Annotated in this window: 25 protein-coding genes; 11 read left to right on the forward strand and 14 right to left on the reverse strand. The window is 68.1% G+C overall.

The window, feature by feature from the left end:
* Positions 1-13: 13 nt before the first annotated feature.
* Complete coding sequence (locus OG558_RS05695; RefSeq protein ID WP_405069281.1) at positions 14-520, reverse strand: DUF2716 domain-containing protein; 507 nt, start codon at positions 518-520, stop codon at positions 14-16.
* A 97-nt stretch (positions 521-617) separates the two neighbouring features.
* On the opposite strand from OG558_RS05695, the gene OG558_RS05700 reads away from it, so the two are divergent.
* Entirely contained in the window at positions 618-1,064 is a 447-nt protein-coding gene (locus tag OG558_RS05700; protein WP_405069282.1) for a VOC family protein, read from the forward strand.
* A gap of 143 nt (positions 1,065-1,207) precedes the next feature.
* The gene (locus tag OG558_RS05705) at positions 1,208-1,723 is read left to right on the forward strand and encodes a GNAT family N-acetyltransferase (RefSeq protein WP_405069283.1); all 516 of its coding nucleotides are present in this window, start codon (positions 1,208-1,210) and stop codon (positions 1,721-1,723) included.
* Positions 1,724-1,856: 133 nt separating this feature from the next.
* Here OG558_RS05705 and murQ read toward each other — a convergent pair whose 3' ends face one another.
* The 6 genes from murQ to OG558_RS05735 all read right to left on the reverse strand — a co-directional run bounded on the left by murQ (position 1,857) and on the right by OG558_RS05735 (position 10,793).
* Positions 1,857-2,750: an N-acetylmuramic acid 6-phosphate etherase gene (murQ, locus tag OG558_RS05710; RefSeq protein ID WP_405069284.1), complete on the reverse strand. Its 894-nt coding sequence runs from the start codon at positions 2,748-2,750 to the stop codon at positions 1,857-1,859.
* 67 nt (positions 2,751-2,817) lie between these two features.
* Entirely contained in the window at positions 2,818-3,705 is an 888-nt protein-coding gene (locus tag OG558_RS05715) for a MurR/RpiR family transcriptional regulator (protein ID WP_405069285.1), read from the reverse strand.
* 36 nt (positions 3,706-3,741) lie between these two features.
* On the reverse strand, positions 3,742-5,439 hold the full coding sequence (locus OG558_RS05720; protein ID WP_405069286.1) for a serine hydrolase: 1,698 nt from the start codon (positions 5,437-5,439) through the stop codon (positions 3,742-3,744).
* A 35-nt stretch (positions 5,440-5,474) separates the two neighbouring features.
* Entirely contained in the window at positions 5,475-6,749 is a 1,275-nt protein-coding gene (locus tag OG558_RS05725; RefSeq protein WP_405069287.1) for an exo-beta-N-acetylmuramidase NamZ domain-containing protein, read from the reverse strand.
* A gap of 25 nt (positions 6,750-6,774) precedes the next feature.
* Positions 6,775-9,318: a glycoside hydrolase family 3 N-terminal domain-containing protein gene (locus OG558_RS05730; RefSeq protein WP_405069288.1), complete on the reverse strand. Its 2,544-nt coding sequence runs from the start codon at positions 9,316-9,318 to the stop codon at positions 6,775-6,777.
* Positions 9,319-9,764: 446 nt separating this feature from the next.
* Positions 9,765-10,793, reverse strand: coding sequence for a LacI family DNA-binding transcriptional regulator (locus OG558_RS05735; RefSeq protein WP_405069289.1), 1,029 nt, complete (start codon positions 10,791-10,793; stop codon positions 9,765-9,767).
* A 164-nt stretch (positions 10,794-10,957) separates the two neighbouring features.
* Between OG558_RS05735 and OG558_RS05740 the strand changes: the two genes are divergently transcribed.
* From OG558_RS05740 to OG558_RS05760, 5 genes are read left to right on the forward strand one after another with little or no spacing between them, the layout of a single operon-like run.
* The gene (locus tag OG558_RS05740) at positions 10,958-12,190 is read left to right on the forward strand and encodes an extracellular solute-binding protein (RefSeq protein WP_405069290.1); all 1,233 of its coding nucleotides are present in this window, start codon (positions 10,958-10,960) and stop codon (positions 12,188-12,190) included.
* A 5-nt stretch (positions 12,191-12,195) separates the two neighbouring features.
* Positions 12,196-13,155, forward strand: coding sequence for a carbohydrate ABC transporter permease (locus OG558_RS05745; protein ID WP_405069291.1), 960 nt, complete (start codon positions 12,196-12,198; stop codon positions 13,153-13,155).
* Positions 13,156-13,165: 10 nt separating this feature from the next.
* On the forward strand, positions 13,166-13,966 hold the full coding sequence (locus OG558_RS05750) for a carbohydrate ABC transporter permease (RefSeq protein ID WP_329482122.1): 801 nt from the start codon (positions 13,166-13,168) through the stop codon (positions 13,964-13,966).
* Between the two features lie 15 nt (positions 13,967-13,981).
* Positions 13,982-14,758 (forward strand): ThuA domain-containing protein, encoded by a 777-nt coding sequence (locus tag OG558_RS05755; RefSeq protein ID WP_405069292.1) that lies wholly within the window; start codon positions 13,982-13,984, stop codon positions 14,756-14,758.
* A complete protein-coding gene (locus tag OG558_RS05760) occupies positions 14,751-15,842 on the forward strand; it encodes a Gfo/Idh/MocA family protein (protein ID WP_405069293.1) in 1,092 nt (363 codons plus the stop codon). The genes OG558_RS05755 and OG558_RS05760 overlap by 8 nt, the downstream gene beginning before the upstream one ends.
* A 90-nt stretch (positions 15,843-15,932) precedes the next feature.
* Here the strand turns inward: OG558_RS05760 and glmM are convergent, their stop codons facing one another.
* Genes glmM through rplM form a run of 3 tightly spaced genes read right to left on the reverse strand, consistent with a single transcriptional unit; the run spans position 15,933 to position 18,287 of the window.
* Entirely contained in the window at positions 15,933-17,279 is a 1,347-nt protein-coding gene (glmM, locus tag OG558_RS05765) for a phosphoglucosamine mutase (protein ID WP_329482125.1), read from the reverse strand.
* Between the two features lie 7 nt (positions 17,280-17,286).
* A complete protein-coding gene (rpsI, locus tag OG558_RS05770) occupies positions 17,287-17,808 on the reverse strand; it encodes a 30S ribosomal protein S9 (RefSeq protein ID WP_328526145.1) in 522 nt (173 codons plus the stop codon).
* 35 nt (positions 17,809-17,843) lie between these two features.
* Positions 17,844-18,287 (reverse strand): 50S ribosomal protein L13, encoded by a 444-nt coding sequence (gene rplM / locus OG558_RS05775; protein WP_329482126.1) that lies wholly within the window; start codon positions 18,285-18,287, stop codon positions 17,844-17,846.
* Positions 18,288-18,573: 286 nt separating this feature from the next.
* On the opposite strand from rplM, the gene OG558_RS05780 reads away from it, so the two are divergent.
* Positions 18,574-19,860 (forward strand): citrate synthase, encoded by a 1,287-nt coding sequence (locus OG558_RS05780; protein WP_328526144.1) that lies wholly within the window; start codon positions 18,574-18,576, stop codon positions 19,858-19,860.
* A 225-nt stretch (positions 19,861-20,085) separates the two neighbouring features.
* A complete protein-coding gene (locus OG558_RS05785) occupies positions 20,086-20,559 on the forward strand; it encodes a DoxX family membrane protein (RefSeq protein ID WP_405069294.1) in 474 nt (157 codons plus the stop codon).
* Positions 20,560-20,595: 36 nt separating this feature from the next.
* On the opposite strand, the gene OG558_RS05790 is transcribed toward OG558_RS05785, so the two are convergent.
* Positions 20,596-21,051, reverse strand: a complete 456-nt coding sequence (locus OG558_RS05790) for a nuclear transport factor 2 family protein (protein WP_405069295.1) — start codon at positions 21,049-21,051, stop codon at positions 20,596-20,598.
* A 121-nt stretch (positions 21,052-21,172) separates the two neighbouring features.
* Here OG558_RS05790 and OG558_RS05795 point away from each other — a divergent pair, with 121 nt between their 5' ends.
* The gene (locus OG558_RS05795; RefSeq protein WP_405069296.1) at positions 21,173-21,721 is read left to right on the forward strand and encodes a TetR/AcrR family transcriptional regulator; all 549 of its coding nucleotides are present in this window, start codon (positions 21,173-21,175) and stop codon (positions 21,719-21,721) included.
* Entirely contained in the window at positions 21,718-22,719 is a 1,002-nt protein-coding gene (locus OG558_RS05800; RefSeq protein WP_405069297.1) for a hypothetical protein, read from the forward strand. The genes OG558_RS05795 and OG558_RS05800 overlap by 4 nt, the downstream gene beginning before the upstream one ends.
* Here OG558_RS05800 and OG558_RS05805 read toward each other — a convergent pair.
* The 3 genes from OG558_RS05805 to OG558_RS05815 form a co-directional block, all read right to left on the reverse strand.
* Positions 22,716-24,398 carry an ABC-F family ATP-binding cassette domain-containing protein gene (locus tag OG558_RS05805; RefSeq protein ID WP_405069298.1) on the reverse strand — a complete coding sequence of 561 codons (1,683 nt, stop codon included), beginning with the start codon at positions 24,396-24,398 and terminating at the stop codon, positions 22,716-22,718. The genes OG558_RS05800 and OG558_RS05805 overlap by 4 nt on opposite strands.
* A gap of 62 nt (positions 24,399-24,460) precedes the next feature.
* Positions 24,461-25,228 (reverse strand): hypothetical protein, encoded by a 768-nt coding sequence (locus OG558_RS05810; protein WP_405069299.1) that lies wholly within the window; start codon positions 25,226-25,228, stop codon positions 24,461-24,463.
* On the reverse strand, positions 25,221-25,742 hold the full coding sequence (locus tag OG558_RS05815) for an RNA polymerase sigma factor (RefSeq protein WP_405069300.1): 522 nt from the start codon (positions 25,740-25,742) through the stop codon (positions 25,221-25,223). The genes OG558_RS05810 and OG558_RS05815 overlap by 8 nt, the downstream gene beginning before the upstream one ends.
* Between the last annotated feature and the right edge of the window lie 2 nt (positions 25,743-25,744).

The raw sequence follows: 25,744 nt of genomic DNA on the forward strand, positions 1-25,744 counted from the left end.
CAGGTGCGTGCGTTTACTGGCTCTGCGTGTGGCGCGGTAGCCAGGTCAACAGTTCCGCCCCGAGGGTGCGCACCAGCTCTTCGCCCCAGACGGTCAGCGACTGCTGCCACGGGTGGGCGAACGTGCCCCAACGCAAGTCCGACGTGGTGTGGACGTAGTAGTCGCCGTTCGGGAACACCGGGACGGGCCATCCGAGGTCCGCGAGAGCGTGCGCGGCCGGCGAGTAGCGGTATGGAGTGTGCTGCCAGTCCAGCGCCGTCAACTCATCCTGGTCGGTGAGCCATACAAAGTTCCGGAGAGCAGCTGCAGTAATCGCCGCTTCGGCGGCCGCGAACCGAGCGCCCTCGTGGGCAAAGACAGGAGCGAGGTCGATCACAACACAGACGTCAGGCAGCCGGATGGCAGGCACGGTGCGCTCGTAGTAGTCAGGCTTGAAGTCGAAGCGAGCGTCGAACGCCGCCCACGCTTCGGCGTATTCAATCGGCCGCCACACTCCTTCGGCCCGGGAGGCTCCGCTCATGGGCAAAGGCTAGTTTCGTGCGGCCCTAGACGCTTCAACTTTTCCTATCGGCGGCAGATCCGTGCGGGCACCGCCCTGTCGTGAGACGGCAAAGCAAATGACGCAATTCGAGTTCTGGCGCGACTACGGCATAGGACCACTCGAATCGGGACGTGTGCCAACCGCAAGCGTCGATATCCTGGCCGGCATGGCCATCGCTCGCTTGCCCCTCATCGCTATCGACTGTCCCGATCCTGGTGCGCTCGCCAGGTTCTACGGCGCGATGCTGGATTGGAAGATCGACGTCTTCACCGACCGGGCTTCGGTTTGTCCTGAGGACGGCCAGTGCATCGCCTTCCACCGGGTGGCTGATTACACGCCGCCGACGTGGCCGACCCAGGAGCGGCCCAAGCAGATGCACCTCGACATGCTCGTTGACGACCTCGACGCAGCCGAGGCGGCAGTGATCGATCTCGGTGCAACCAAACATCCGGACCAGCCCGGTACGTCCTACAGGGTCTTCCTGGACCCTGCAGGTCACCCCTTCTGCCTTTGTCTGGAATGATCCAGAAGGGAGCCCTCGGCGTAGCGTTCGCACTCATCGGCTGCGCGGGTCGTGGGGATGTGCCCCAAGGGGTTCTTCGACGGGCCTTTCCGGGTGGCGTAATCGGGTTGTGCGGGATGTCGAGGGCTGCTTCGCTGTTGCCCGTGACCGAACTTCGTACGCCGCGACTGTGCTTGCACCCCATCGACGCAGCAGAGGGTGAACGCATCGTTGGACGGCACGCCGGAGCCGGGGATGCCTGGGCCGAGGACTATCCGTTCGACGGCGACGTCATCGGCGTCATGGCTTTTCTCGCAGCAACGGCCGCCCACGGTGACCAACGCCCTTTCGGGCACTACCGGATCACCCGGACCGCCGACGGGAAGGCCATCGGCGGAATCGGCTTCAAGGGTCAGCCGGGCGACGGATGTGTCGAGGTCGGGTACGGCCTCTCCCCATCGGCCCGTGGTCACGGCTATGCAGCGGAGGCACTCGTCGCCCTGCTGACCGTCGCGGCCGATCACGGATTGTCCCGAGTTGTCGCCGACACAACCAGGGACAACGTCGCTTCCCAGCGGACCCTCGAACGCGCCGGGTTCCGCCAAACCGGAACCGACGGTGACCTCTACCTCTACGAGGTACTCGTCGACGCCCCTTCGCGACCAGCTCAGACACAGTAGCCCGAATAGCACGTTCGGCGGCCCGGACCTCCCGCGGCACGTATCACCGGACGCGGGTGAGCAGTTCGCGCCCCAAGGCGCCGACAAGCAACAGCCGCCGAAGGCGGTGTCCTTTGGGCGGCGTGGGGTGGCTCTATGCGGGGGTGCCGAGGGCGGTTAGGGCTGTGGCTACTCGGCCGTGGGCCGCTTCTAGGGCGGCTCGGGCGGCGGGGATGGGGGTGCCGGTGAGGAGGTGGACCAGTGCCGGCTTGAGTTCGCCGTCGGCTTCGGCCAGGGCGGCTTCGCAGGCGTCGGGGTCGGCGCCGGTGGCTTCGGCGAGGATGCGGAGCATGCGGCCGCGGAGTTTCTTGTTGGTCGCGACCAGGTCGACCATCAGGTTCGACCAGGTGCGGCCGAGTTTGATCATCAGCGTGGTCGAGAACGCGTTCAGGATCAGCTTCTGCGCGGTGCCGGCCTTCAGCCGGGTCGACCCGGCGATCACCTCAGGGCCCGTGTCCGCGGCGATCACGATGTCGGCCAACGGCGCGAGCGGGGCGGACGGGTTCGACGTCACCAGCACGGTGGTCGCCCCGGCCGCTCGCGCGGCCTTCAGGGCCCCGGCGACGTACGGCGTACTCCCGGAGGCGGCGAGTCCGATCACGAGGTCCCGGCCGGTGACGGTGACCGCGTCGGCTGCGCCGCCCTCCTCGGAGTCCTCGACGTTCTCGACGGCGCGGAGCAACGCCTCCATGCCACCGGCGTGGTGGGCGACCACCAGACCGTCCGGCACGTGGAACGTGGGCAGCAGTTCGGCGGCGTCCAGGACCGCCAGGCGCCCGGACGTCCCGGCGCCGAAGTAGTGCACCCGGCCGCCGCCGCGGATCGCCTCGACGCCGGCGTCGACCGCACGCGCCAGCTCGGGGATCACGACCTCGACCGCACCGGCCACCCGAGCGTCCTCGGAGTTGACCATCCGGAGGATCTCGGTCGTGCCCACGGCATCGATGGCGAGCGTCCTGGGGTTGCGCTGCTCCGTCGGTGTGGTCACAGGTCCGATGTTAGTTTTCTACTGAAGGATTTTCAATTCCGTTCATCGTTGACGGAAACGTTTGACATCATTCGGAGCCCTTGAGCCGGTGCCCGCGGACCGCGCTGGCGGTCTCCTCGAGCGCCTTCCGGGCGTCCGGCAGCACCTGCTGGGCGACCCCGATGAACAGACAGTCGATCACGGTCAGCTGAGCGATCCGCGAGGCCATTGCCCCGGACCGGTACGTCGTCTCCCGGGCGGCCGTGGTCAGCACCAGATCGGCCGTCTTGGCCAGCGGCGAGCGCGGGAAGTTCGTCACCGCGACCGTGGTGGCGCCGTGCTTGGCCGCCTCCTCGAGCGCCTCGACGACCTCGACCGTCGTACCGGTGTGGGAGATACCGATCGCGACGTCGCCCTCACCGAGCAGCGCGGCACTCGTCAGTGCGATGTGCACGTCCGACCAGGCGAACGCGACCCGGCGGATCCGGTGCAGCTTCTGCTGCAGGTCCAGCGCGACGAACGCGCTCGCGGCGAACCCGTAGATGTCCACCCGCGGCGCCTTCACGACCGCGTCGACGACCTTGGCCAGCGCGTTGACGTCGACCTGCTGCGCGGTCTCGCGGACCGCCCGCTCGTCGGCGAAGGCGACCTTGCTGACCACGTCGGCCAGCGAGTCGCCGGGCTCGATGTCACCGCCCACCTCCGGGCGGATGCTCTCCTGCGCCGACTGGGCCGCCAACTGCAGGCGGAGCTGCGGATAGCCGGGGACGCCGATCTGCTTGCAGAACCGGATGACCGTGGTCTCCGAGGTGGAGGCCACCTCGGCCAGTTCGGAGATCGTCATCGCAGCCACTCCGCCCGGGTCCGCGAGGACCGCGTTCGCCACCCGCTGCTCGGCCGGCGCCAGCGCGGGCATCACCGCGCGGACCCGGACCAGCAGCGGCCCCGTGGGTTCTGGAGAGGTTGTTGAATTCATGACAGCCACGGTACGGCGACTATGCACGAAGTGGGGTCACCGACGCGAAAGTCTCCAACCTGTTGCGGTAAATGATTCAGGCGTTCGTTCACCGTCGAGAAGTTCACCAGTCCCGCTGGTGATTTTCACACCGTCGACGTAGACACCGCGGCCCTGATACAGCGGATCGGAGGTATAACGCCACCGGATCGTCTGTTCACCCGCCCCGAGTTCGGCCGTCACCTGGTGCCAGTGCCGATCGCCGGAGCCGCTGATCGACCCGTCATGGTCGATCACCGATCCACGGTCCCGGACGGTGAACGGCACCTTCGTCCAGGTCGTCCCGTCGGCGGACGTCTCCAGATACAGCAGGTCCGTGTCCTCGGTGTCGACGAACAGGTCGAACGCCAGCTTGGCACCATCCGCCGGTACGGCGACCTTCGTCGAGAGGGTCGTGGTCGCGTTGTCCGTCGTACCGGAGAACCAGGCGTCCTTGCCGTGCCGCGGTCCGACGCCGAGCGCCAGGGCGAGGCCTTGCACGACCGCCCGACGGGCCGGGTTGTTGCTGCCCCAGTCGCGACTCGGGTGGACCCGGTTGGTCAGCAGGATCGCGAACGACCGGGAGTCGAAGTCGATCACGATCGACGTCCCGGTGTAGCCGGTGTGACCGGCGGTGCGCGGCCCGGACAGACCACCCATGTACCAGCGCTGGTTCAGCTCGAAGCCGAGGCCGTGGTCGTTGCCCGGGAAGGCCTGGTTGAAGTTGGTGATCATCGCGGTCACCGAGGATTCCTTGAGGATCCGCGCGCCGCGGTAGCTCCCGCCGTTCAGGAACGTCTGGGCCAGTACGGCGAGGTCGTCCGCGGTGCTGAAGACACCCGCGTGCCCGGCGACGCCGCCGAGCGACCAGGCGTTCTCGTCGTGGACCGAACCCCACACCATGCCGCGCGGCGGCGAGGTCTGGAACTCGGTCGCGGCGATCCGCGGCTTCTTCTTCGGGTCCGGGTTGTAACCGGTGTCGCGCATCTGCAGCGGCTTGGTGATGCCGTCGGCGACCAGCTTGTCGAGCGTCTTGCCGGTCACCCGGTGCGCGACCTCGCCGAGGGAGATCAGGTTCAGGTCGCTGTACAGGTAGGTGCTGCCGGGTGGGTTCTGCAGCTTCGCGGTGAGCGCGAGCTGGAGCCGCTCCTCCGGCGTCTTGCCGGTGCTCCACAGCGGCAGCCAGGCGGGGAACCCGGTGGTGTGGGTGAGCGCCTGCCGGACCGTGATGGCCTGCTTGCCGTTCGCCGCGAACTCCGGCACGTAGGTGGCGATCGGCGTGTCCAGGCCGACCTTGCCCTTCTCGATCAGCTGCATCACCACGATCGAGGTGAACAGCTTCGACACCGACGCCATGTCGAAGATCGTGTCGGTGCGCATCGGGATCTGCTGGTCCGCGGGAAGTTCTTCAGGCCCGCTCCCGGCTGAATTCACTGTGTACTTCAGCGCCAGCCCGGTCGCCGTGCGGGTGACGATCTTCCCGTCGTGGCCGAGCAGCGTGACCGCGCCGGCGTAGAGGGGTTTCGCCGTACCGCTGGGCCGGGTCCACGCGTCCACCTGGGCCAGCGCGGCGTCGATCGGCGCGGGGTCGAGGCCGGCCTTCGTCGGAGTCGTGTCACGCAACAGCGTCCCCTTCGGTGCATAGCCGTCGTACGGCTGGTCGAACCGTCCAGATCTGTTGCCATTGGCAACTGCAGGGCTTGCCATCGTCAGCATCACCGCAGAGGCTATCGTGAGCGCGGCCAGTCGTCTCACTGGTGCGCTCCCTTGTAGAGAAGGTACTTCGCCCGGCGGGCCGTCCAGGCGTCGGTCTCGGACTTCCAGGCCGCGACGATCTCCTCGGCGGTGGCGCCGGCGGTGAGCATGGTGCGGAACCGGTCGGACCCGGTGAGCAGGTCGATCCACCGGCCGGGTGGGGTCTCGGCGCGCCAGGCGAAGTCCGGGTAGAGCCGGCGAGCCTCGACGATCATGTGAGTGGCCGCGGTGATCGCCTCGACCCGGTGTGGATCGGTGATCTGCACCTGGACACCGCCGCAGAGCAGGTTGGCGTTCTTGCTGATCGACGGCGTGAAGTACGCCTCCCGGAACTCGACGCCCGGGATCGTCTTCGTCTGCAGCGCCTCCGCCCACTTGTAGTCGACGTACGGCGCTCCGATCAGCTCGAACGGCCTCGTCGTACCGCGACCCTCGGACATGTTGGTCGCCTCGAACAGGCACAGTCCCGGGTAGAGCAGCGCGGTGTCCGGGGTCGGCATGTTCGGGCTCGGCATCACCCAGGTCAGGCCGGTGTCGTCGTACAACTGATCGCGTCTCCAGTTCTTCACCGGGATGACCTGGAGCTCCTCCAAGCGGGCGCCATCCGCGTCGAGCGGCAGGTACTCGGCGTTGAACAGCCGGGCCAGCTCGCCCACGGTCATGCCGTGCTGCTGGATGATCTCCTCCTTGCCGACGCCCGAGGTGTAACCAGGCTTCAGCATCGGGCCGCGCGCGTACCCGCCGACGGGGTTCGGACGATCCAGTACGACGAAGCGCGCGCCGGTGCGGACCGCCGCCAGCATCGCCTCGTACATCGTCCAGATGTAGGTGTAGAACCGCGCGCCGACGTCCTGGATGTCGAAGACCACGGTCTCCACGCCGGACTTGGTGTAGAGGCTCACCAGCTTGTCCGCGTTCGCGCCGTACGCGTCGTAGACCATGATCCCGGTGCGCGGGTCGACGTGGTCCTGCTCCGATCCGCCGGCCTGCGCCGTACCGCGGAAGCCGTGCTCGGGGCCGAACACCGCGACGATGTCGACCTTCCCGGACGCGTGCATCGTGTCGACGATGTGGGACAGGTCGGGCAGGATGCCGGTCGGGTTGCTGATCACGCCGACCTTCTGGCCGGCCAGCGCCCGCCAGTCGTCGTCCGCCAGCACCATCGCACCGGTCATCACCTTCCGATGATCCGTCGCGTGGGCGGCCGGTACGTCGATCAGCGGGGCGGCGGCGAGCACACCGGCACCCGCGAGCAAACTGCGGCGCTTCATCAGATCTCTCCTTCGGGCAGGGATGTCAGGGACGGAACGACAGGTCGGCGACCACGGGACGGTGGTCACTGGCGGCAAGCTCCGCAGGTACGGCGAACCGCCGCACGTGCAGGCCCGTGCCGACGGCGACGACGTCGATCCGCTTGACCGGATCGACCGCCGGATAGGTGTTCGGACCGCCGGAGGTGGACTCGGCGACGGCCCAGGAATCGGTGAGCCGGGTCCACAGCCCGGCGAGCTCCGGCGCGGCCGGATCCGCGTTGAAGTCGCCGACCAGGATCTGCAGGTCCTTGCGAGGGTCCCGGGCCAGAATCTTGGTCGTGTCGCCGACCTGGAGCACCCGGACCGACGGGTCCGCGCGGTAGTCCAGGTGCGTGCAGTACACGTGCACCCGGCGGCCGCGGACCTCGATCTCGGCCTCGAGGAAGCCCGGCGCGAGGGCCGGCACCGGATTCGGGTCCTGGGTGGACAGCCGGGTGATCGGATGGTTCTCGGTCCGCACCAGCGGGAACCGGGACAGTACGCCGACGCCGTACTGCCGGCGTGGTTGCCCGGCGGCCGGCGGGTCGAAGTCGTAGATCGGGGCGAACCCGGCGAACATCCCGAGCTTCGCGGCCAGCTCGGCGATGGTGTCGCGCCACTCGCTGCGGGCATCCCAGTGGACGTCGACCTCCTGCAGCCCGATCACGTCGGCGTCGAGGGCCTTCAGCGCCTGGGCGGTCCGGTCGAGGTCGAACACGTTGTCCTCGCCGGCGCCGGCATGAATGTTGTACGAGGCAACGGTTATCCGGGTCTGCCGCGGATCGAAGGTCAGCCCGTGGCCGAACGGGTGCAGAGTCTGCGCCGGGTCCGGCTGGGCGGGGATCGCCACCGGTAGCTTGCCGGCCGGTGCGATCTCGCCGTACAGCACCTTGGCCAGTGCCTCCATCGACACCGCCGCGGTGCCGTAGGTGACCAGCGTGGTCGGTGCCGCCGGGAAGTATGCGACGTCGTAGGGATCGCGGACGGGGATCACGATCACGGGCCGGCCGGTGTCCAGCAGGGCGTTGACGAGCTTCTGCTGCTTCGCCTGCTTGTCGGTGACCTCGGTGTCCCAGGCCTTGTTCGTCAGGACGACGGTCAGATCAGCGTCCCCAGCGGCCGCCAGCGCGTCGGCGATCTTCGCATCGGTCGGCGTCGTACCGGTGTCCTTGACGACCGCGGTCGCTCCGCGGTTCTGCAACGCAGTACCGAGAGCCGCCGGGCTGAAGCCGGCGACGAGGATCTTCCGGGGCGCCGGAGACAGCGGCAGCAGGCCGGCGTCGTTCTTCAGCAGGGTCGTACTGCGGTCGGCGATCCGCTGGGCGTCCGCGTAGTTCGCTGCCGTGCCGACGACCTTGGCGACGCGGGCCAGGTCGACGTACGGGTGGTCGACGACTCCGGTCTCGAGCTTCAGCTTCAGGATCCGCTCGACACTCTGGTCGATCCGGGCCTCGCTGATCCGGCCGCCGCGGACCGCGGACAGCACCGAGTTGTAGGCCAGACCGGGGTCCACGGGCATCAGCAACTGGTCGACACCGGCCTCGATCGCCCGGAGCGGGATCTCGGCGTCGCCGTACTTGTCCCGGACGCCCTGCATGCCCAGCGAATCGGTGATGACGACACCGTCGAAGCGCAGTTGCTCACGCAGGATCCCGGTCAGGATCGGCCCGCTGAGCGTCGCCGGATCGCCGGAGGGGTCGAGCGCCGGGACCACGATATGCGCGGTCATGATCGCATGGATGCCGGCCTTGATCGCGGCCTCGAACGGCGGCCGGTCGATCCGCGTCCACTCCTCCAGCGAGTGATCGATCACCGGGATGCCGGTATGGCTGTCGGTCGCGGTGTCGCCGTGTCCCGGGAAGTGCTTGGCGGTCGAGACGATCCGCCCGTCCCGCTGGTAGCCCTTGACCTGCTCGGCAGTGAGCTCCGCGACCAGCCCGGGGTCGGACGAGAAGGAGCGGACGCCGATCACCGGGTTCAGCGGGTTGACGTTGACGTCGGCGACCGGCGCGAAGTCGGTGCTGATCCCGACCGCCTTCAGTTCCCGGCCGCCGATCCCGGCCGCCAGCCGTGCGTACTGCGCCGACCTGGTCGCGCCGAGCGCCATCGCGCCCGGGAACTGCGTCGCGGGCGGTCCGACGCGGAACACGACGCCGTACTCCTGATCGGTGCTGATCTGCAGTGGGATGCCACTGTCGGCCAGGGCGGCGCCCTGCAGTCCGTTGGACAGCCGGGCGATCTGCTGCGGGTCTTTCACCGAGTCGGTCCAGGCGAAGTAGATCACCCCGCCGAGGTGGAACTTGCGCACCACCTCGGCCGGCGTCGCGACGCCGTACAGGCTGGTGTTGCGCGTGTCGGCGGTGTCCGCCGTCGGCCCGTAGGCGTAGCAGACGAACAGCTGGCCGACCTTCTGCTCCAGCGACATCCGCCGCAGGGTCTCGCGGACCCAGCGATCGGTGCCGGCGTGTGCGGTCGTCGTACCCGCGATCGTGGTCCCGGCGACGGCGGCCGCCGCGAGTCCGAGGGATTGGCGTCGGGTGAGTTCCATCGGCGGACCCCCATCGGTAATTGAATTACAGGCGCTCCCCCGCACGCGAAAGTTACCCACACCGCCACGGTGGGTCAAGTGCTAACTACTAAGTGACGCTATGGAGCCGGCTCCGCAGGGCAGTTGCCGGGGGCGTGAACAGGAACTGGCGTGCCGAGACAGGCTGTTTCGCACCCGGTCACCGAGGAGACCACCGGGCTGTCTACGCCGAGGACCCAGCCCACGACTGGCAGCCCACACCCGGCTGGATTCACCGCTTCGGTGTCGGGGATGGTCGGCTGTGGGGAAACAAACTCGCACCAGGTGACGAAAACTTTCCCCACAGCGGCAGAGGACCTCGGCTGCGGATTGAGTCCGGGGTGGCTGCCTGCGGATGGTGGCTGGCGCGGACGGCTAGGCCATCACATTCGCAGCACTAGAGTGCCGTCGCAGCGGAGCCGGCGCGGTCAAGCCCCGATGTGATGGCCTGGCCGTCCACCCGGGGGTGCGACGGTTCCGCCGGGGATGAGTTTGGCGGGGATGAGTTGCGGTGGCAGGGGGTCGGCGTTCTCCAGTTGGCGGATGAGGGCCTCGGTGCCGAGCTGGCCGAGCTCCGGGCCCGGCGTACGCATGATGGTGAGCTCGGGGTCGCTCATGGCCGCGGTCTCCGGCACCATCAGGAGCGGCAGGACCGAGAACTCTCCCGGTACGTCGCGACCCAGCCGCCGCAGGCCGCTGACGACACCCAGGGCCGCGTACTCGTTCAGGACCAGGATCGCGGTGGTCTCCGGATGCTCGTGGATGAGGCGTTCGGCCGCTTCCTGGCCGGCGCGCGTGGTGTCACTGCACGGCATGACGACGGTCCGCAGGCCGTACTCGGCCACGATCCGCCGGTACGCATCCTCGGTCCGGACCCAGGGGCCGTACGCGTGGAAGCGCGGGTCGGCCAGATCGCCGGACACCAGTACCAGCTCCCGGTGGCCGAGGTCGTACAGGTGCTGAACCGCATCCTGGACCGTCGTGTCGAAGTCGATGTCCACGTGGGACAGCCCTTCGAGCTCCGTGGTCCGGCCGATCAGCGCGAACGGCGTACCGGTCTCGCGCAGGACGTCGACGCGCGGATCGTCCAGCTGGACCTCCATCAGGACGACGCCGTCGACCAGGCCCTGCCCGAGCAGCTCGCGCAACTCGAGGCCGTCGTTGCCGACCGGCCACAGCACCAGGTGGTACGACTCCTTGCGGGCCGCTTCGGCCGCGCCGGTGAAGAACTCCGCGGTCGACATCCCGAACCGGTGCTCGAGCGCCGGGTAGGCCATCGCGATGATGTGCGTCTTCCGGCTGGCCAGCGCCCGGGCCACCGCGTTGCGGCGGTAGCCGAGCTCGGCCATCGCCTGCTCGACCCGCGCCCGGGTCGCCGCGGTCACCGGCTTCGTGTCGTTCAGCAGGAAGGACACGGTCGCGATCGACACACCCGCTCGGTCGGCAACGTCCCGCATGGTCACCATCGGATCCCGCCCCCTCTGAACTCTTGACAACAGTGTGACCCAAGGAACATAGTCCTGAGACATCTCAGTTAAGCGGTTTACCACCCTTTAGAGCAAGCGACCGGCGATCTTCCACAGCCCGTGGTTAAACGCTTTGATCGAAGGAGCCCGATGTCATGATCAGCAAGCGGATCACCGCTGCACTGGCGGGTACGGCGACGCTGTCGCTCGTGCTGGCCGCCTGCGGTGGCAACGGTGACGACGCGCCGTCATCCTCGTCCGGTGACAGCGTCAAGAGTCTGACCATCCTCGACTACTACAACAACGACCCGGACAAGTCGCTCGTGCAGAAGGGTCTCGATACCTGCGCGAGCCAGCTCGGCATCACCATCCAGCGGGAGACGGTGCCTGGTGACACCTTGATCCAGAAGGTGCTGCAGCAGGCGTCGTCCAAGACGCTGCCCGACGTCCTGATGCTCGACAACCCCGATGTCCAGCAGATCGCCGCGACCGGTGCGCTGGCGCCCTTGAACGACATGGGTCTGACCGGGGACGGAGTCATCCAGGGCATGGTCGACGCGACGTCGTACCAGGGCAAGCTCTACGGACTGGCGCCGGTGACGAACACGATCGCGCTGTTCTACAACACGCAGATGTTGCAGGAGGCCGGCGTACAGCCGCCGAAGACGTGGGAGGAGCTGAAGGCAGCGGCCAAGAAGCTGACCAAGCCCGGCCGGTACGGGATCGCGTTCAACGCCAACGCGACGTACGAAGGCTCCTGGCAGTTCCTGCCGGCGATGTGGACCAACGGCGGTGACGAGACCGACCTGACCAGCCCGCAGGTGGCCGAAGCCCTGCAGTTGTGGACGGATCTGGTGAAGTCGGGGTCGGCCTCGAAGAGCGTGATCAACTGGACCCAGGGTGACGCGAAGGACCAGTTCGTGGCCGGCAAGGCCGCGATGATGGTGAACGGGCCGTGGCAGATCCCGGCGCTGGAGAAGTTCCCGAACATCAAGTGGGACGTGGTCAAGTTCCCGGTGAACAAGCCGGACCAGACCCCGGTCGCACCGCTCGGTGGTGAGGCCTGGACGGTCCCGCTGAACAAGGACCAGGCCAAGCAGCAGAAGGCCGCCGACTTCGTGAAGTGCCTGAACTCGGACGAGAACGAGCTGGCCTGGGCGAAGGCCCGGTTCACGGTGCCGACCAAGACCGCGCTGCTCGACCAGTACGTCAAGGACGTGCCGTCGATGAAGGCCTTCACCGAGCAGGTCAAGACCGCCCGCTCGCGGACCGGCAAGCTCGGCGACAAGTGGCCGGACGCGGCGAAGGTGATCTACCAGGCGATCCAGCTGGCACTGACCGGTAAGGCCTCGCCCCAGGACGCCTTCAAGCAGGCGTCCGGCGGCTGATCGCGATGGCGGCATCGACCTTGATGCAAGACGACACCAAGGTGGCCGGCCCGAAGCCTGCTCGCAGGCCTCGTGGCCGGCGCCACCGGGGGGAGGATCTGACCAAGCTCCTGTTCGTCCTGCCGGCCACGGTCGCGATGATCGCGCTGTTCGGCTACCCCGTGGTGAAGAACCTGCTGATGAGCCTGCAGGACTACGGCCTGCGGACGTTCTTCACCGGGGACGCCCCGTGGGTCGGACTGAAGAACTACAGCACGGTCGTGACGGACAAGCTGTTCTCGGACGCGATGCTGAACACCGCGCTGTTCACCATCGGGTCGATCGCGTTCCAGTTCGTGATCGGACTCGGGCTGGCGCTGTTCTTCCGGAAACGCTTCCCGCTCGGCGGGCTGCTGCGTTCGCTGCTGCTGCTGCCGTGGCTGCTGCCGCTGATCGTGTCGAGTGCGACCTGGCGATCGATCCTCGAGCAGGACAGCGGCATCCTGAACCGGACGTTGTCCTGGCTGCATCTGATCAACGAACCGGTGCCGTGGCTGAACTCGCCGTCGGTCGCGCTGATCGCGGTGATCGGCGTCAACATCTGGATCGGCATCCCGTTCAACGTGACGCTGCTGTACTCCGGTCTCGCCGAGATCCCGGACGAGCTCTACGAGGCCGGTCAGCTCGACGGCGCGACCGGGTGGCGTGCGTTCCGGTACATCACCTGGCCGAACCTGCGACCGGTGGCGGGCGTGGTGCTGATGCTCGGGGTCGTCTACACGATCAAGGTCCTGGACATCATCCTCGGCCTGACCGGCGGTGGCCCGGCGAATGCGACGCAGACGCTCGCGACCCAGTCGTACGAGCGGTCCTTCATCGACTTCAAGTTCGGTGAAGGCGCGGCGCTGAGCAACATCCTGATCGCGATCTCGTTCCTGTTCGCGATCTTCTACCTGCGCAGCACCCGCCGCGCTGTCGACGAGTAGGGAGGCCACGATGCGACGTACGGCGTACACCGTGATCGGTGTCCTGATCCTGTGCGTGATGCTGTTCCCGGTGTACTGGATGGTGAACGCTTCGCTGCAACCCTCCGGGAACACGTTGACCGCGGGCTTCCTGCCGTTGCACCCGACGTTCGCCGGCTACAAACGTGCCCTCGACGAGCAGGGCGGCAACCTGGTCACCAGCATGATGATCGCGGCCGGGACCGTCGTACTCAGCCTGGCGATCGCGACACCGTGTGCCTACGCGCTCTCGCAGTTCCGGTCGCGCTGGGTGTCGGTCGGGCTGCTGGCGATCCTGATCTCACAGATGATCCCGGGGATCGTGATCGCCAACGCGCTCTACACGGCCTACGAACGGATCGGGCTGCTGAACTCGATCCCGGGACTGATCGTGGCCAACTGCAGCAGCGGGATCCCGTTCGCGATCCTGATCCTGCGCTCGTTCATGATGTCGCTGCCGCCGTCACTGGTGGAGGCCGCGCGGGTGGACGGCGCCGGGCTGTTCCGGGCCTTCGTCGCGATCGTGCTGCCGATCAGCAAGAACTCCCTCATCACCGCCGGGTTGTTCAGTTTCCTCTTCTCCTGGAGCGATTTCCTGTTCGCGCTGACGCTGACCACCAAGGGCGGCGTGCGGCCGGTGACGCTGGGGATCTACCAGTACCTGGGCACCCAGGTGCAGAACTGGAACGCGGTGATGGCGACCGCGGTGCTCTCGGCGATCCCGGCCATCGTGCTGCTGGTCGCCGCGCAGAAGTACATCGCCGCCGGTGCCATCGGCGGAGCCGTCAAGTAAACCTAAGGACTGAAGATGACGATTCGCGTACTCGTCTGGGGCGAGAACCGGCACGAGCAGGTCGAGCCGCATGTCGCCGAGATCTACCCGGACGGCATGCACAACACCATTGCCGCCGGCATCAGCGAGAATCTGGGCGACGAGGCCAAGGTCGCCACGACGACCCTCGATGAGCCCGAGCACGGACTCACCGAGGAGGTGCTGGCCGACACCGACGTACTCGTCTGGTGGGGTCACGCCGCGCACGGCGAGGTCGAGGACAAGGTGGTCGAGCGCGTGTACCAGCACGTGCTGTCCGGGATGGGCCTCGTCGTCCTGCACTCCGGTCACTGGTCGAAGATCTTCGGCAAGCTGATGGGTACGTCGTGCACGCTGCGCTGGCGCAGTGAGCGCGACCGCGAGCTGGTCTGGACGGTGAACCCGACGCATCCGATCGCGCAGGGCGTGCCGCACCCGATCGAGATCGAGCAGCAGGAGATGTACGGCGAGTTCTTCGACATCCCGGTGCCGGACGAACTGATCTTCGTGTCGTCCTTCTCCGGCGGCGAGGTGTTCCGGTCCGGGTGCACGTTCCGCCGCGGGCACGGGAAGATCTTCTACTTCTCGCCCGGCGACCAGGACTTCCCGGTCTACCACCACAAGGACGTCCGCAGGGTGATCGCGAACGGCGTCGCGTGGGCGAAGTCCGATCGTCCGGAGCGGGCGGTGCCGACGCTGCTGCGGTACGAGACCGGCGACTTCTTCAACGGCCACGGCTACCAGGGCCCGATCGAGGAGCCGGCGGATGCCTGACCCCTTGCGCCTCCTCCAGGTCGGCGCGGGCGGGATGGGCCGCGCGTGGCTTCGTACGATTGCCGACAATCCTGATGTCGACCTGATCGGCTTGGTCGACCTCGACGTGGACGTCGCCCGGGCGGCCGCCGACGAGCACGGGTACGGCGACGTGCCGGTGGCGGCCTCGATCGACGAACTGGCCGGCAACGCCGACGCGGTCATCGACGTCACCGTGCCGGCCGCGCATCCCAAGGTCAGCGTGGATGCCTTGGTGCGTGGGCTTCCGGTGCTCTGCGAGAAGCCGCTGGCCGAGACCGTGCGCGAGTGCCTGGCGATGGTCGCGGCGTCGGAGGTGAGCGGGAAGCTGTTGATGGTCTCGCAGTCCCGCCGCTACTTCCGGGCCGGCGCCGCGTTCGGGCGGCAGCTCGCCGAGCTCGGCACGATCGGGTCACTGTCGTGCGAGTTCTTCAAAGCCCCACATTTCAGTGGGTTCCGGGAACGGATGGCCGAGCCGCTGCTGGTCGACATGGCGATCCATCAGTTCGACCTGAGCCGCAAGCTGATCGGCTCCGAGCCGGTGTCGGTCTACTGCGAGTCGTACAACCCGGACTGGAGCTGGTTCGACGGCAACGCGGCGGCCAACGCGGTGTTCACCTTCGCCGACGGCACCCGCTTCGCTTTCACCGGGAGCTGGTGCGCACCGGGTCTGGAGACGTCCTGGAACGGCCGCTGGCGGGCCAGCGCATCCGGCGGTACGGCGACCTGGGACGGGGACAACCCGCCCGTCGCGGAACTCGCTTCCGGCGAAGCCCTGCCGGCCGTCGTGGTCGACGACCCCGAGCAGATCGCCGGCTCGCTGGTCGAGTTCGTCGCCGCGGTGCGCGAGTCGACCGTCCCGCAGTCCGAGGTCCACTCCAACGTCATCAGCGTCGCCATGGTCGAGGCCGCCGTACGCTCGGCATCTCTCGGTACGCCGGTCCGCATCGCCGACGTCATCACCGACGCCCACACCGAAGCCCTGGCCACCGTTCAGGACCCAACCCTGCATGGTGTCCTGGAGTCCTGGCCGAGCCCTCTCAAAGCAGTGGGTCTGCAACCCTGAGCGCCTCGGGCGCAAGCGGGGCCTGGGACATGGAATGGGGGCCTGGGACATGGAATTCCATGTCCCAGGCCCCCAGAAGGTGTCGCAGGTTCAGAGTTTCAGCGAGGTGGCGACCACATCGGCCAGGGAGTGGGCGATCTCGTGGGCCGTGTCCGAGGACTCGGCTTCGACCATGACCCGGACCAGCGGCTCTGTGCCGGAGGGGCGGAGCAGGACGCGGCCGGTGTCGCCGAGGCGGGTGGTGGCTTCGGCGACGGCGGACTGGACCGCCGGGTCGTCGCCCGCCCGGGACTTGTCGACGTTCTTCACGTTGACCAGGACCTGCGGGAGGCGGGTCATCGCGCTGGCCAGGTCGCTCAGGCTCTTGCCGGTCTGGGCGACCCGGGCGAGCAGCATGACCGCGGTCAGCGTGCCGTCGCCGGTGGTGGCGTGGTCGGACAGGATCACGTGCCCGGACTGCTCACCGCCGAGCTTGTGACCGCCGGCCTTCATTGCCTCGAGCACGTAGCGGTCGCCGACCTTGGTCTGCTCGACCGCGATCCGCTCCCGGACCATCGCCTGGACGAAGCCCAGGTTGCTCATCACGGTCGCGACCACGGTGTCGTTCGACAGCCGGCCGCTGTCGCGCATGGCCAGCGCCAGGATCGCGAGGATCTGGTCGCCGTCCACGAGCTCGCCGTTGGCATCCACGGCCAGGCAGCGGTCCGCGTCGCCGTCGAGCGCGATGCCGACATCCGCTCGGTGGCCGATCACCTCGCGCTGCAGACCCTCCAGGTGGGTGGATCCGCAGTTCAGGTTGATGTTCAGTCCGTCGGGTGCGGCGGCGTACGTGATCACCTCGGCACCCAGCCGGCGCAGGGCCTCGGGCGCGGTCTCGGAGGCGGCGCCGTTGGCGCAGTCGATGACAACCTTCAGGCCGTCGAACCGGTTCGGCGCGGAGCGGACCAGGTGCGAGACGTACGTCTCGAAGCCCCGCCCGTCCTCGAGCACACGGCCCACGGCCGCGCCGGTCGGACGCTGCCACTCCTCGCCCATCCGGGCCTCGATCGCGTCCTCGATCACGTCGTCGAGCTTGATCCCGCCACGGGCCAGGAACTTGACGCCGTTGTCCGGCATCGGGTTGTGGCTGGCGGACAGCATCACGCCGAGGTCGGCGCCGGTCGAGCCGGTCAGGTAGGCCACGGCCGGCGTCGGCAGTACGCCGAGCTTGACCACATCGACGCCGGCGCTGGCCAGACCGGCCACCACGGCGGCTTCCAGGAACTCACCACTGGCGCGTGGATCCCGCCCTACAACGGCGCGTGGCCGGTGCCCTTCGAAGGCACCGGCCTCGCCGAGTACGTGAGCTGCCGCGACCGAGAGGTCGAGCGCCAGCTCCGCGGTCAGGTCCACGTTCGCCAGGCCACGGACTCCGTCCGTACCGAACAAACGCCCCATCAGGTGATCAGCGCTTGCTGTACTGCGGCGCCTTGCGGGCCTTCTTGAGACCGGCCTTCTTCCGCTCCTTGATCCGCGCGTCGCGGGTGAGCAGACCGGCCTTCTTCAGACCCGGGCGGTTCGCCTCCTCGTCGGCGGCGTTCAGGCACCGGGCCACACCGAGCTGCAGCGCACCGGCCTGGCCGGTGATGCCGCCGCCGTTGATCCGGGCGATCACGTCGTACGAGCCCTCCAGGCCCGCGACGACGAACGGCTCGTTCACGTGCTGCTGGTGCACCTTGTTCGGGAAGTAGACGTCCAGCGGCTTGCCGTTGACGGTCCACTGGCCGGTGCCGGGCACCAGGCGGACGCGGGCGACAGCCTCCTTGCGACGGCCAGTGGCGCCGGCCGGGTTGATGACCGCGACACGACCCGTCTCGGCGCGCTGCTCCGGAGTCGGGTTCGTCTCGGAGGTGTAGGCGACCGGGCCCTCGGTGTCGATGGGGACCTCGGTGTCGAACTCTTCGGTCTCGGTGGTGATGTCGCTCACGCTGTGAATCCTCGTTTACCTGGCTCGTCGATCGCTTACTGGGCGATCTGGGTGATCTCGAACGGCTTCGGCTGCTGGGCGGTGTGCGGGTGCTCCGGACCGGCGTACACCTTCAGCTTGTTCAGCAGCTTCCGGCTCAGGCGGTTCTTCGGGAGCATGCCCCAGACAGCCTTCTCGACGGCCTTGCGAGGGTCCTTGTCGAGGATCTCGCCGATCGGCGTGGCCGTCAGACCACCCGGGTGACCCGAGTGGCGGTACGCCAGCTTGTCCGTCCGCTTGGTCCCGGACAGGGCGACCTTGGAGGCGTTGACGACGACGACGAAGTCACCGCCGTCCACGTGGGGAGCGAACGTCGGCTTGTGCTTGCCGCGCAGCAGGGTGGCGATCTGGACGGCGAGCCGACCGAGCGTGACGTCGGTGGCGTCGATCACGTGCCACTCACGGGTGACGTCAGCAGGCTTCGGGCTGTACGTGCGCACGGTCGTTGACCTTCGTTTCTCAGAGGTTGACAAAACTGGTACGTCGGCGAGCGGTCCGCCGACGTGGCTGTGCTGATGCCAGACCTGGAACGCACAACAGCAGCCCAGAATACCGGCGTCGGCACCCCGGGGTCAAAGCGAGCCCAGGCGGTTCGGGGACCCCAGCTTGGAAGGAGCTGAGGACAGCACTAGTTTAGCGGTGAAGATTGCAGTCCGAACCGCGTCCCGCCGGCTGACGATAACCCTCACTCGCCAGGCGATGACGCCAGCTTCCGAAGAGGGCATTGTGACCGAACAGTCGCTCACCGTCCGGGACAACCGGACCGGCAAGGACTTCGACCTTGCCATCACCGATGGCACGATCCGTGCCGCCGATCTCAAACAGATCAGTGCCGAAGACGGCGACGGTGGCCTGGCCACCTACGACCCCGGCTTCGTCAACACCGCCTCCTGCCGCTCGTCGGTCACCTTCATCGACGGCGACAAGGGCATCCTGGAGTATCGCGGCTACCCGATCGAGCAGCTCGCCGAGCAGTCGAACTACCTCGAGGTGGCCTACCTGCTCGTCAACGGCAAGCTGCCGAACAAGGCGGAGTACGAGGCCTGGGCGCACGACGTGACGTATCACACGTTCGTGCACGAGAACCTCAAGACCTTCATGCAGGGCTTCCGGTACGACGCGCACCCGATGGGGATGCTGCTCGCGTCGGTCGGGGCGCTGTCCACCTTCTATCCCGAGTCGCGCAACGTCTTCGACGAGGAGTCCCGGGCGCTGCAGATCCGGCGGCTGATCGCGAAGATGCCGACGCTCGGCGCGTTCGCGTTCCGGCACGCCCAGGGCAAGCCGTACGTGTACCCGGACAACGAGCTCAGCTACACGGCGAACTTCCTGTCGATGCTGTTCAAGATGAGCGAGCCCAAGTACGCCTCCGACGATCGCCTGGTGCGGGCGCTGGAGATCCTGTTCATCCTGCACGCCGACCACGAGCAGAACGCCTCCACCAACGCGGTCCGGGCGATCGGCTCCACCCAGGTCGACCCGTACACGGCGGTGGCCGGCGGCATCGGTGCGCTCTACGGCCCGCTGCACGGTGGCGCCAACGAGGCGGTGCTGAAGATGCTCCGCCGGATCGGCTCGGTCGACCACGTGCCGTCGTTCATCGAGGGCGTGAAGGCCGGCGAGGAGCGGCTGATGGGCTTCGGCCACCGGGTCTACAAGAACTACGACCCGCGGGCCAAGATCATCAAGAAGGCCGCCGACGACGTGTTCGAGGTGACCGGGATCAACCCGCTGCTGAAGATCGCCGTCGAGCTGGAGAAGATCGCGCTGGAGGACGAGTACTTCGTCTCCCGCAAGCTCTACCCGAACGTCGACTTCTACTCCGGCCTGATCTACGAGGCGCTGTCGTTCCCGCCGGAGATGTTCACCGTCCTGTTCGCGATCCCGCGCACCTCGGGCTGGCTGGCCCAGTGGCTGGAGATGCTCGGCGACGGCGACCAGAAGATCGCCCGCCCCAAGCAGATCTACACCGGCGCCCGCGGCGTCCAGTACGTCCCGATGGGCGACCGCTGACCTCTTCGCACCACTTCGCATCAGCGCACAGCCTCCGACCTCCGGGTCGGGGGCTGTCGTGTTTTGGCCACGGCCTCCACTGTTCAGCCTCTACTCCCCCGGGCCTCAGGGTCTCCCTGAGACGTACCGCGGACGGCGTAGCGAAAGTGCCGTCACCTGACCGACGCGGTAGAGGAGGCCGGACGGCGACGCTGTTGTGACATCGATCGCAACAGGGAGACCATCATGAATGCCTTGATCTACAAGGGGAATCGGGTTGCCGACTGGTTCGGGCGGCGCAGCGTCGACATCCTGCGGGTCAGCCTCGGGCTGATCTTTCTCGGGTTCGGCGTACTCAAGTTCTTCCCCGGGGCCAGCCCGGCGGAGGCGCTGCTGATGCGGACCCTCGACACACTCACCTTCGGAATCATCCACGGGCGGCCGGCGGTCTTGCTGACCGCGGTGATGGAGTGCTTCATCGGGATCACGCTGATCTCCGGCCGGTTGCTGCGGACCGGACTGCTGGTGCTCGGGTTCTCGCTGGTCGGGATCCTGTCGCCGCTGGTGCTGTTCTTCGGCGATTTGTTCCCGGGGGCTCCGACGCTGGAGGCGCAGTACGTGCTGAAGGACGTCGTGCTCGCCGCGGCCGGGCTGGTGGTCGCGGTGAAGGCACTGACCGCGATGCCGGTACGGATTGGAGATGGCCCCGGGCGGGCTTGATGCCTCGGTCCGGGGCCATCCGGCGCCTCTGCCGATTTACGACGCGGCGGGGGCGCCGGCCGGTTCCCGCAGGGCGGTGATCAATTGCTCGGTCAGGCCGCGGGCGCGGGTCATCGCGACGTGGTCGATGTAGTCACGGGACTCGACGATCTGGCCGTCCCGGACCCGCAGCACGATGACGTTCGACGCGGAGAAGGGCTCGCCGGTCGCGATCACCGTGCCGACATAGTCGAACTCGGCCACGATCACCTCGGGATCGGCGGTCTGGTGGATCCGGATGTTCTCCGGCTGGAACCGGATCACCTCGGTCGCCCGCGCGCCGGTGCCGCCGAAGTGCTCGCGGAGCGCGTCGCGGGACAGCAGCGGGTGGTCGCCGTACGGGTTCATCGGATGGCGTACGTCGGTCCGCTCGGCGTACAACTCAGGCAACGCGGCGAGCTCGCGGTCGCCGATGCCGCGGGCGAGCTTCAGAAAGACCTCTTCGGGAGTCATCGGATTCCTCACAGGAGTTAAATGGAGTAGCGACTCCGAATATACGGAGTCACAACTTCGTTTACAACCCCCGCGGCTCGCGGAGCGTCTCCTAGGCTGAGGGGCGACGAAGGGACCAGGGGTGCGAGCAGACGCGCGGGACAACCGGGCCAGGATCATGACCGCGGCAGACGAGGTGTTCGGGCGCACGCCCGGTGCGTCCACCGACGATGTGGCCCGGCTGGCCGGTGTCGGGATCGCGACCGTGTTCCGGCACTTCCCGACCAAGACCGAGCTGCTCGAGGCGGTCCTGACACTGCGCTTGGAGCGGCTCCGCGACCGCGCCCTGGAGCTGGCTGACAGCGACGACCCGGGTACGGCGTTCTATGCGTTCTTCACCCAGGTCGTGTCGGAGTCCGCGTCGAAGCTGGCGATCGCCGAGGCGCTGGCCGCGGCCGGCACGGCGATCGGCGCGGACACGCAGAAGGCGGGCCAGGGCATGCGGGAGGCGTTCGACGGGCTCCTCACCCGGGCCCAGCGGGCCGGCGCCGTACGGGCGGATGCTCAGTTCCCCGAGACCTACGCGCTGCTGATCGGTGCCTCGCGGGGTGCGACCGCGGCCGCGCTCGAGCCGCACGTCCGGGACCGGATGCTGGCGCTGATCTACGACGGCCTGAAGCCGCGTTCGTGAGGCGGCGCCGGCGGACGTGGTCGCGCCGCCGCCGCGTCGTGACGGTTCTCGCGCTGGTCTTCGTACTGCTGCTGTCGGCGTACCCGATCTCACTCTGGCTGGCGTATGCCGGCGAGCCCTCGGCGGAGGCACGGACGCGCAACCACGACGCGTTGTGGCTGGGCCATGCCTGGGTGGACGGGCGGAAGACGACGGCTGACGTGGCTGCACTGGCCAAGCAGCTGGATGGCACGGGGATCCGAGATCTGTACGTGCATGCAGGCCCGTTGGAGCACGACGGATCGTTGCCGTTGGCAAAGGTCTCGCCCAAGGCCCGGTGGTTCGTCACGGCCATGCGAGCCGCGGCGCCCGACGTCCGCGTGCAGGCGTGGCTGGGCGATGTTGTCCAGCCCGCGAAGAACCCGGGCATGGATCTGGACGATCCGGCCGTCCGGAGCCGAGTGGTCGCCTCGTCGGCCGCCGTACTCGGCCAGGGGTTCCAAGGCATCCATTTCGACTTCGAGCCGGTGCACTCCGGGTCGGCCGGCTTCCTCGCCGTACTGGACGAAACACATGCGCTCACGGCTGCGCACGGCGTACCCCTGTCCGTCGCGGCCGCGCAGATCGACCCGCTCTGGCGTTTGAACGTCCTGGGCAAGTGGTGGTCGCAGGACTACTTCGGTGAGGTCGCCCGACGCGTCGAGCAGATCGCCGTCATGTCCTACGACACCGCGATGCCCCTGGAGTCCTTGTACGGCGGCTACGTCGCCAAGCAGACCGAGCTCGCTCTGAAGGTCACTCCCGCGTCGACGGACCTCCTCATGGGCCTACCGGCGTACTGGGAGAGCAACCCGTCCCACTGGGGCCGCGCTGAGACTGTGTCGGCCGCAGTCCGAGGCGCACGCCTCGGACTGGGCACCTCGAACCGCCAGAACTTCGGCCTGGCCCTGTACGTCGACTTCACCGCCACCCCGGCCCACTGGGCGGCGTACCGCGACGGCTGGTGCGTGGCGCCCTAGCGAGAGCGCTCGACGCGGCCCTCGTCCCAGACCGGCTCGTCGGACTCGTAGACGGAGCCGTCGGCGCCGAAGACCAGGTGACGGTCGAAGCCGCGGGCGAACCAGCGGTCGTGGGTGACCGCCAGGACTGTGCCGTCGAAGGAGTCGAGACCTTCCTCCAGCGCCTCGGCCGACTCGACGTCGAGGTTGTCGGTGGGCTCGTCGAGCAGGAGCAGCGTGGCGCCGGACAGCTCGAGCAGGAGGATCTGGAACCGCGCCTGCTGCCCACCGGACAGACTGTCGAAGGTCTGCTCGGCCGCATGGGCCAACTCGTACCGGTCCAGCTTCCGCGACGCCAACTCGCGGCCCATGCCCTCCCGGTGGTCGTCACCGCGGTGCAGGATCTCCAGCAGTGTGCGGCCGACCAATTCCGGGTGCTCGTGCGTCTGCGCGAACCACCCCGGCCGGACCCGTGCGCCAAGCTTGGCGTTGCCCGTGTGCGCCACCGGAGTGATCTGTACGTCGCCCACCGGCTGGTGCTCGACATCCGGATCGGAGCCGCCGTTGGCGAGCAGCCGGAGGAAGTGCGACTTCCCGGAGCCGTTGGACCCGAGTACGGCGACGCGTTCGCCGTACCAGACCTCCAGGTCGAAGGGCTTCATCAGACCCGTCAGCTCCAGGCCGGTGCACACCACCGCACGCTTGCCGGTGCGGCCGCCGGTGAGGCGCATGCTGACCTTCTGCTCGCGCGGCAGCGCCTGCGGCGGCCCGGCCTCCTCGAACTTGCGCAGCCGGGTCTGCGACGCCCGGTAGCGCGACGCCATGTCGGAGTTGTACGCCGCCTTCTGCTTGTACATCAGCATCTGCGCCCGGAGCTTGGCGTGCTCTTCGTCCCAGCGCTTGCGCAGCTCCTCGAACCGCTCGAAGCGATGCCGGCGGGCCTCGTGATACGTCCGGAAGCCGCCGCCGTGCGTCCACGCGGTGTTGCCTGCGGCACCTAATTCGACCGTGACGATCCGGGTGGCGGTGTTGGCCAGCAACTCGCGGTCGTGGCTGATGTAGAGCACGGTCTTGTCGGTGCTGCGGAGCTGGTCCTCCAGCCACCGCTTCCCCGGTACGTCGAGGTAGTTGTCCGGCTCGTCGAGCATCAGGACCTCGTCCGGGCCGCGCAGCAGGGCCTCCAGAACCAGGCGCTTCTGCTCACCGCCGGACAGCGACTTCACCTCACGCCAGCGACAGCGGTCGAACGGTATGCCGAGGGCGGACGTCGTACAGACATCCCAGAGAACCTCCGCGTCGTACCCGCCGACCTCGCCCCAGTCCGCCACCGCCTGCGCGTACTTGAGCTGGGTCTTCTCGTCGTCGGCCTCCATCATCTTCAGCTCGGCCTTGTCGAGCTTGGCCGCGGCCTGCTGGATCGCCTCCGGCGCGACCCCGAGCAGCAGGTCGCGCACGGTCGAGGAGTCCCGCACCGAGCCGACGAACTGGCGCATCACGCCCAGGCCGCCGGACCGCGAGATGCTGCCGCTGTGCGGCTTCACGTCACCCGCGATGATCCTGGTCAGCGTGGTCTTGCCGGACCCGTTCGCCCCGACCAGCGCGACCTTGGCCCCGTCCCCGACCCGGAAGGTGATGTCGTCCAGCAACACCCGCCCGTCCGGCAGCTCGTACCCCACCCCGGCGACATCCACGTGACCCATCCCACCAGTCTGACGCCCCAAACCCCACCATGCGAACCGTTATCGAGGGCCGCGGCGGTGAGCTACCAGTCCTTGAGGGCGTTGAGGTAGGTGCTGCCGGGTGGGCGGACCGAGCCGGTCATGAAGAGTTTGAGGGGGGCGGCGTACAGGCCGTAGGTGTGGGTGCCGGTGAAGAAGCCGGCCGAGTCGCAGCCGTCGTACTGGACCCAGACTTCGCGGATGCCGGCCGCGGTGTCGAAGCGCAACACGATCGCCTCCGACGGCTGTGCGGTCTGCGGCGCGCACTTGAACACCGGCAGCGTCGGGTTCCGCTCCGGCAGCACCTTGATCGCATCGACCACCTGCTGCGCGACCTCAGGGCTGAACCGCTCCTGGCCGAGCAGCGCCGTGGATCCCGGAGTGAGCTGGTAGCGGCACGCCTGCAGCCCGGTCACCGGTGTGTTCAGGTCCAGCCCCGTCCCAGCCGGTACGGCGTTGGGCCCGTCGGCCTGGAGAATCGGATGATCCGGAGGACAACTCACCGCGGCCTTCGGCGGCGCCATGCCCTCGGTCGACTTGTCCGGGGCCGATGCCTGGCTGTGCCCACTGCTGTCACTGGCGGTCGACGCGACCGGAGACTCACCGCTCGCCAGGTTCCACACTCCGCCGATGGCCGCCGCCACCACGACAGCCGCTGCGGCGATGGTCAGGTTCTGACGCCGCTTGCGCACTCGCCGGCGCGCCTCTCGCGCCAGACCGTCGTACGGCGGTCCGGTCTGGGCATCGGCCTGGCTCTGGAACGCCGAGGCGATCTTGGGGCCGAGCTCTTGCTCAGGGTCGTGCTCAGGCATCCTCGGCTCCTTCCTTGCTCAGCGTGGTCTTCAGTGCGGCCAAAGCTCTGTGGACGTGTGATCGGGCGGTCGCCTCCGCGCAGTGCAGCAGCACACCGATCTCGGCGTACGAGAGCTCCTCGTAGAAGCGCAGTACGACGGCTGCCCGCTGCTTGTCCGGCAGCGTCGAGCACAGCGCCCAGACCGCGTCCGACTCAGCCCGGGCGGCCGCACCGTCCGGGGCGGCCGGTGCGCTCCGGACCGGGTCCGGAGCCGGTGCCTCGCGGCGGCGGAACCGGCGCCACCAGGAGATGTGTGCGTTCACCACCATCCGCTTCACGTAGGCCTCGGGGTCGTCGGCCCGGCTCACTCGGCTCCAGCGCGCGCAGGCCGTGGTCAGGGCATCCTGAACGGCGTCCTCGGCCAGGTTTCCGTCCCCAGTGAGGACATAGGCGAACCGCAGCAGCGCATCTGCCTTCTCGGTCACCCACTGCTCGAAGTCGAGCGCGTCGGTCCGTGCCTCTGCTGCCGCCAAGG

Origin of the sequence: Kribbella sp. NBC_01510 (genome assembly GCF_045040325.1) — a bacterium.
GTDB lineage: Bacteria > Actinomycetota > Actinomycetes > Propionibacteriales > Kribbellaceae > Kribbella.

Coding starts and splice junctions, on each gene's coding strand:
- OG558_RS05695 (WP_405069281.1), bottom strand. CDS start 520: ATGAGCGGAGCCTCCCGGGCCGAAGGAGTGTGGCGGCCGATTGAATAC.
- OG558_RS05700 (WP_405069282.1), top strand. CDS start 618: ATGACGCAATTCGAGTTCTGGCGCGACTACGGCATAGGACCACTCGAA.
- OG558_RS05715 (WP_405069285.1), bottom strand. CDS start 3,705: ATGAATTCAACAACCTCTCCAGAACCCACGGGGCCGCTGCTGGTCCGG.
- OG558_RS05720 (WP_405069286.1), bottom strand. CDS start 5,439: ATGCTGACGATGGCAAGCCCTGCAGTTGCCAATGGCAACAGATCTGGA.
- OG558_RS05725 (WP_405069287.1), bottom strand. CDS start 6,749: ATGAAGCGCCGCAGTTTGCTCGCGGGTGCCGGTGTGCTCGCCGCCGCC.
- OG558_RS05730 (WP_405069288.1), bottom strand. CDS start 9,318: ATGGAACTCACCCGACGCCAATCCCTCGGACTCGCGGCGGCCGCCGTC.
- OG558_RS05735 (WP_405069289.1), bottom strand. CDS start 10,793: ATGCGGGACGTTGCCGACCGAGCGGGTGTGTCGATCGCGACCGTGTCC.
- OG558_RS05740 (WP_405069290.1), top strand. CDS start 10,958: ATGATCAGCAAGCGGATCACCGCTGCACTGGCGGGTACGGCGACGCTG.
- OG558_RS05745 (WP_405069291.1), top strand. CDS start 12,196: ATGGCGGCATCGACCTTGATGCAAGACGACACCAAGGTGGCCGGCCCG.
- OG558_RS05750 (WP_329482122.1), top strand. CDS start 13,166: ATGCGACGTACGGCGTACACCGTGATCGGTGTCCTGATCCTGTGCGTG.
- OG558_RS05755 (WP_405069292.1), top strand. CDS start 13,982: ATGACGATTCGCGTACTCGTCTGGGGCGAGAACCGGCACGAGCAGGTC.
- OG558_RS05760 (WP_405069293.1), top strand. CDS start 14,751: ATGCCTGACCCCTTGCGCCTCCTCCAGGTCGGCGCGGGCGGGATGGGC.
- glmM (WP_329482125.1), bottom strand. CDS start 17,279: ATGGGGCGTTTGTTCGGTACGGACGGAGTCCGTGGCCTGGCGAACGTG.
- OG558_RS05785 (WP_405069294.1), top strand. CDS start 20,086: ATGAATGCCTTGATCTACAAGGGGAATCGGGTTGCCGACTGGTTCGGG.
- OG558_RS05790 (WP_405069295.1), bottom strand. CDS start 21,051: ATGACTCCCGAAGAGGTCTTTCTGAAGCTCGCCCGCGGCATCGGCGAC.
- OG558_RS05805 (WP_405069298.1), bottom strand. CDS start 24,398: ATGGGTCACGTGGATGTCGCCGGGGTGGGGTACGAGCTGCCGGACGGG.
- OG558_RS05810 (WP_405069299.1), bottom strand. CDS start 25,228: ATGCCTGAGCACGACCCTGAGCAAGAGCTCGGCCCCAAGATCGCCTCG.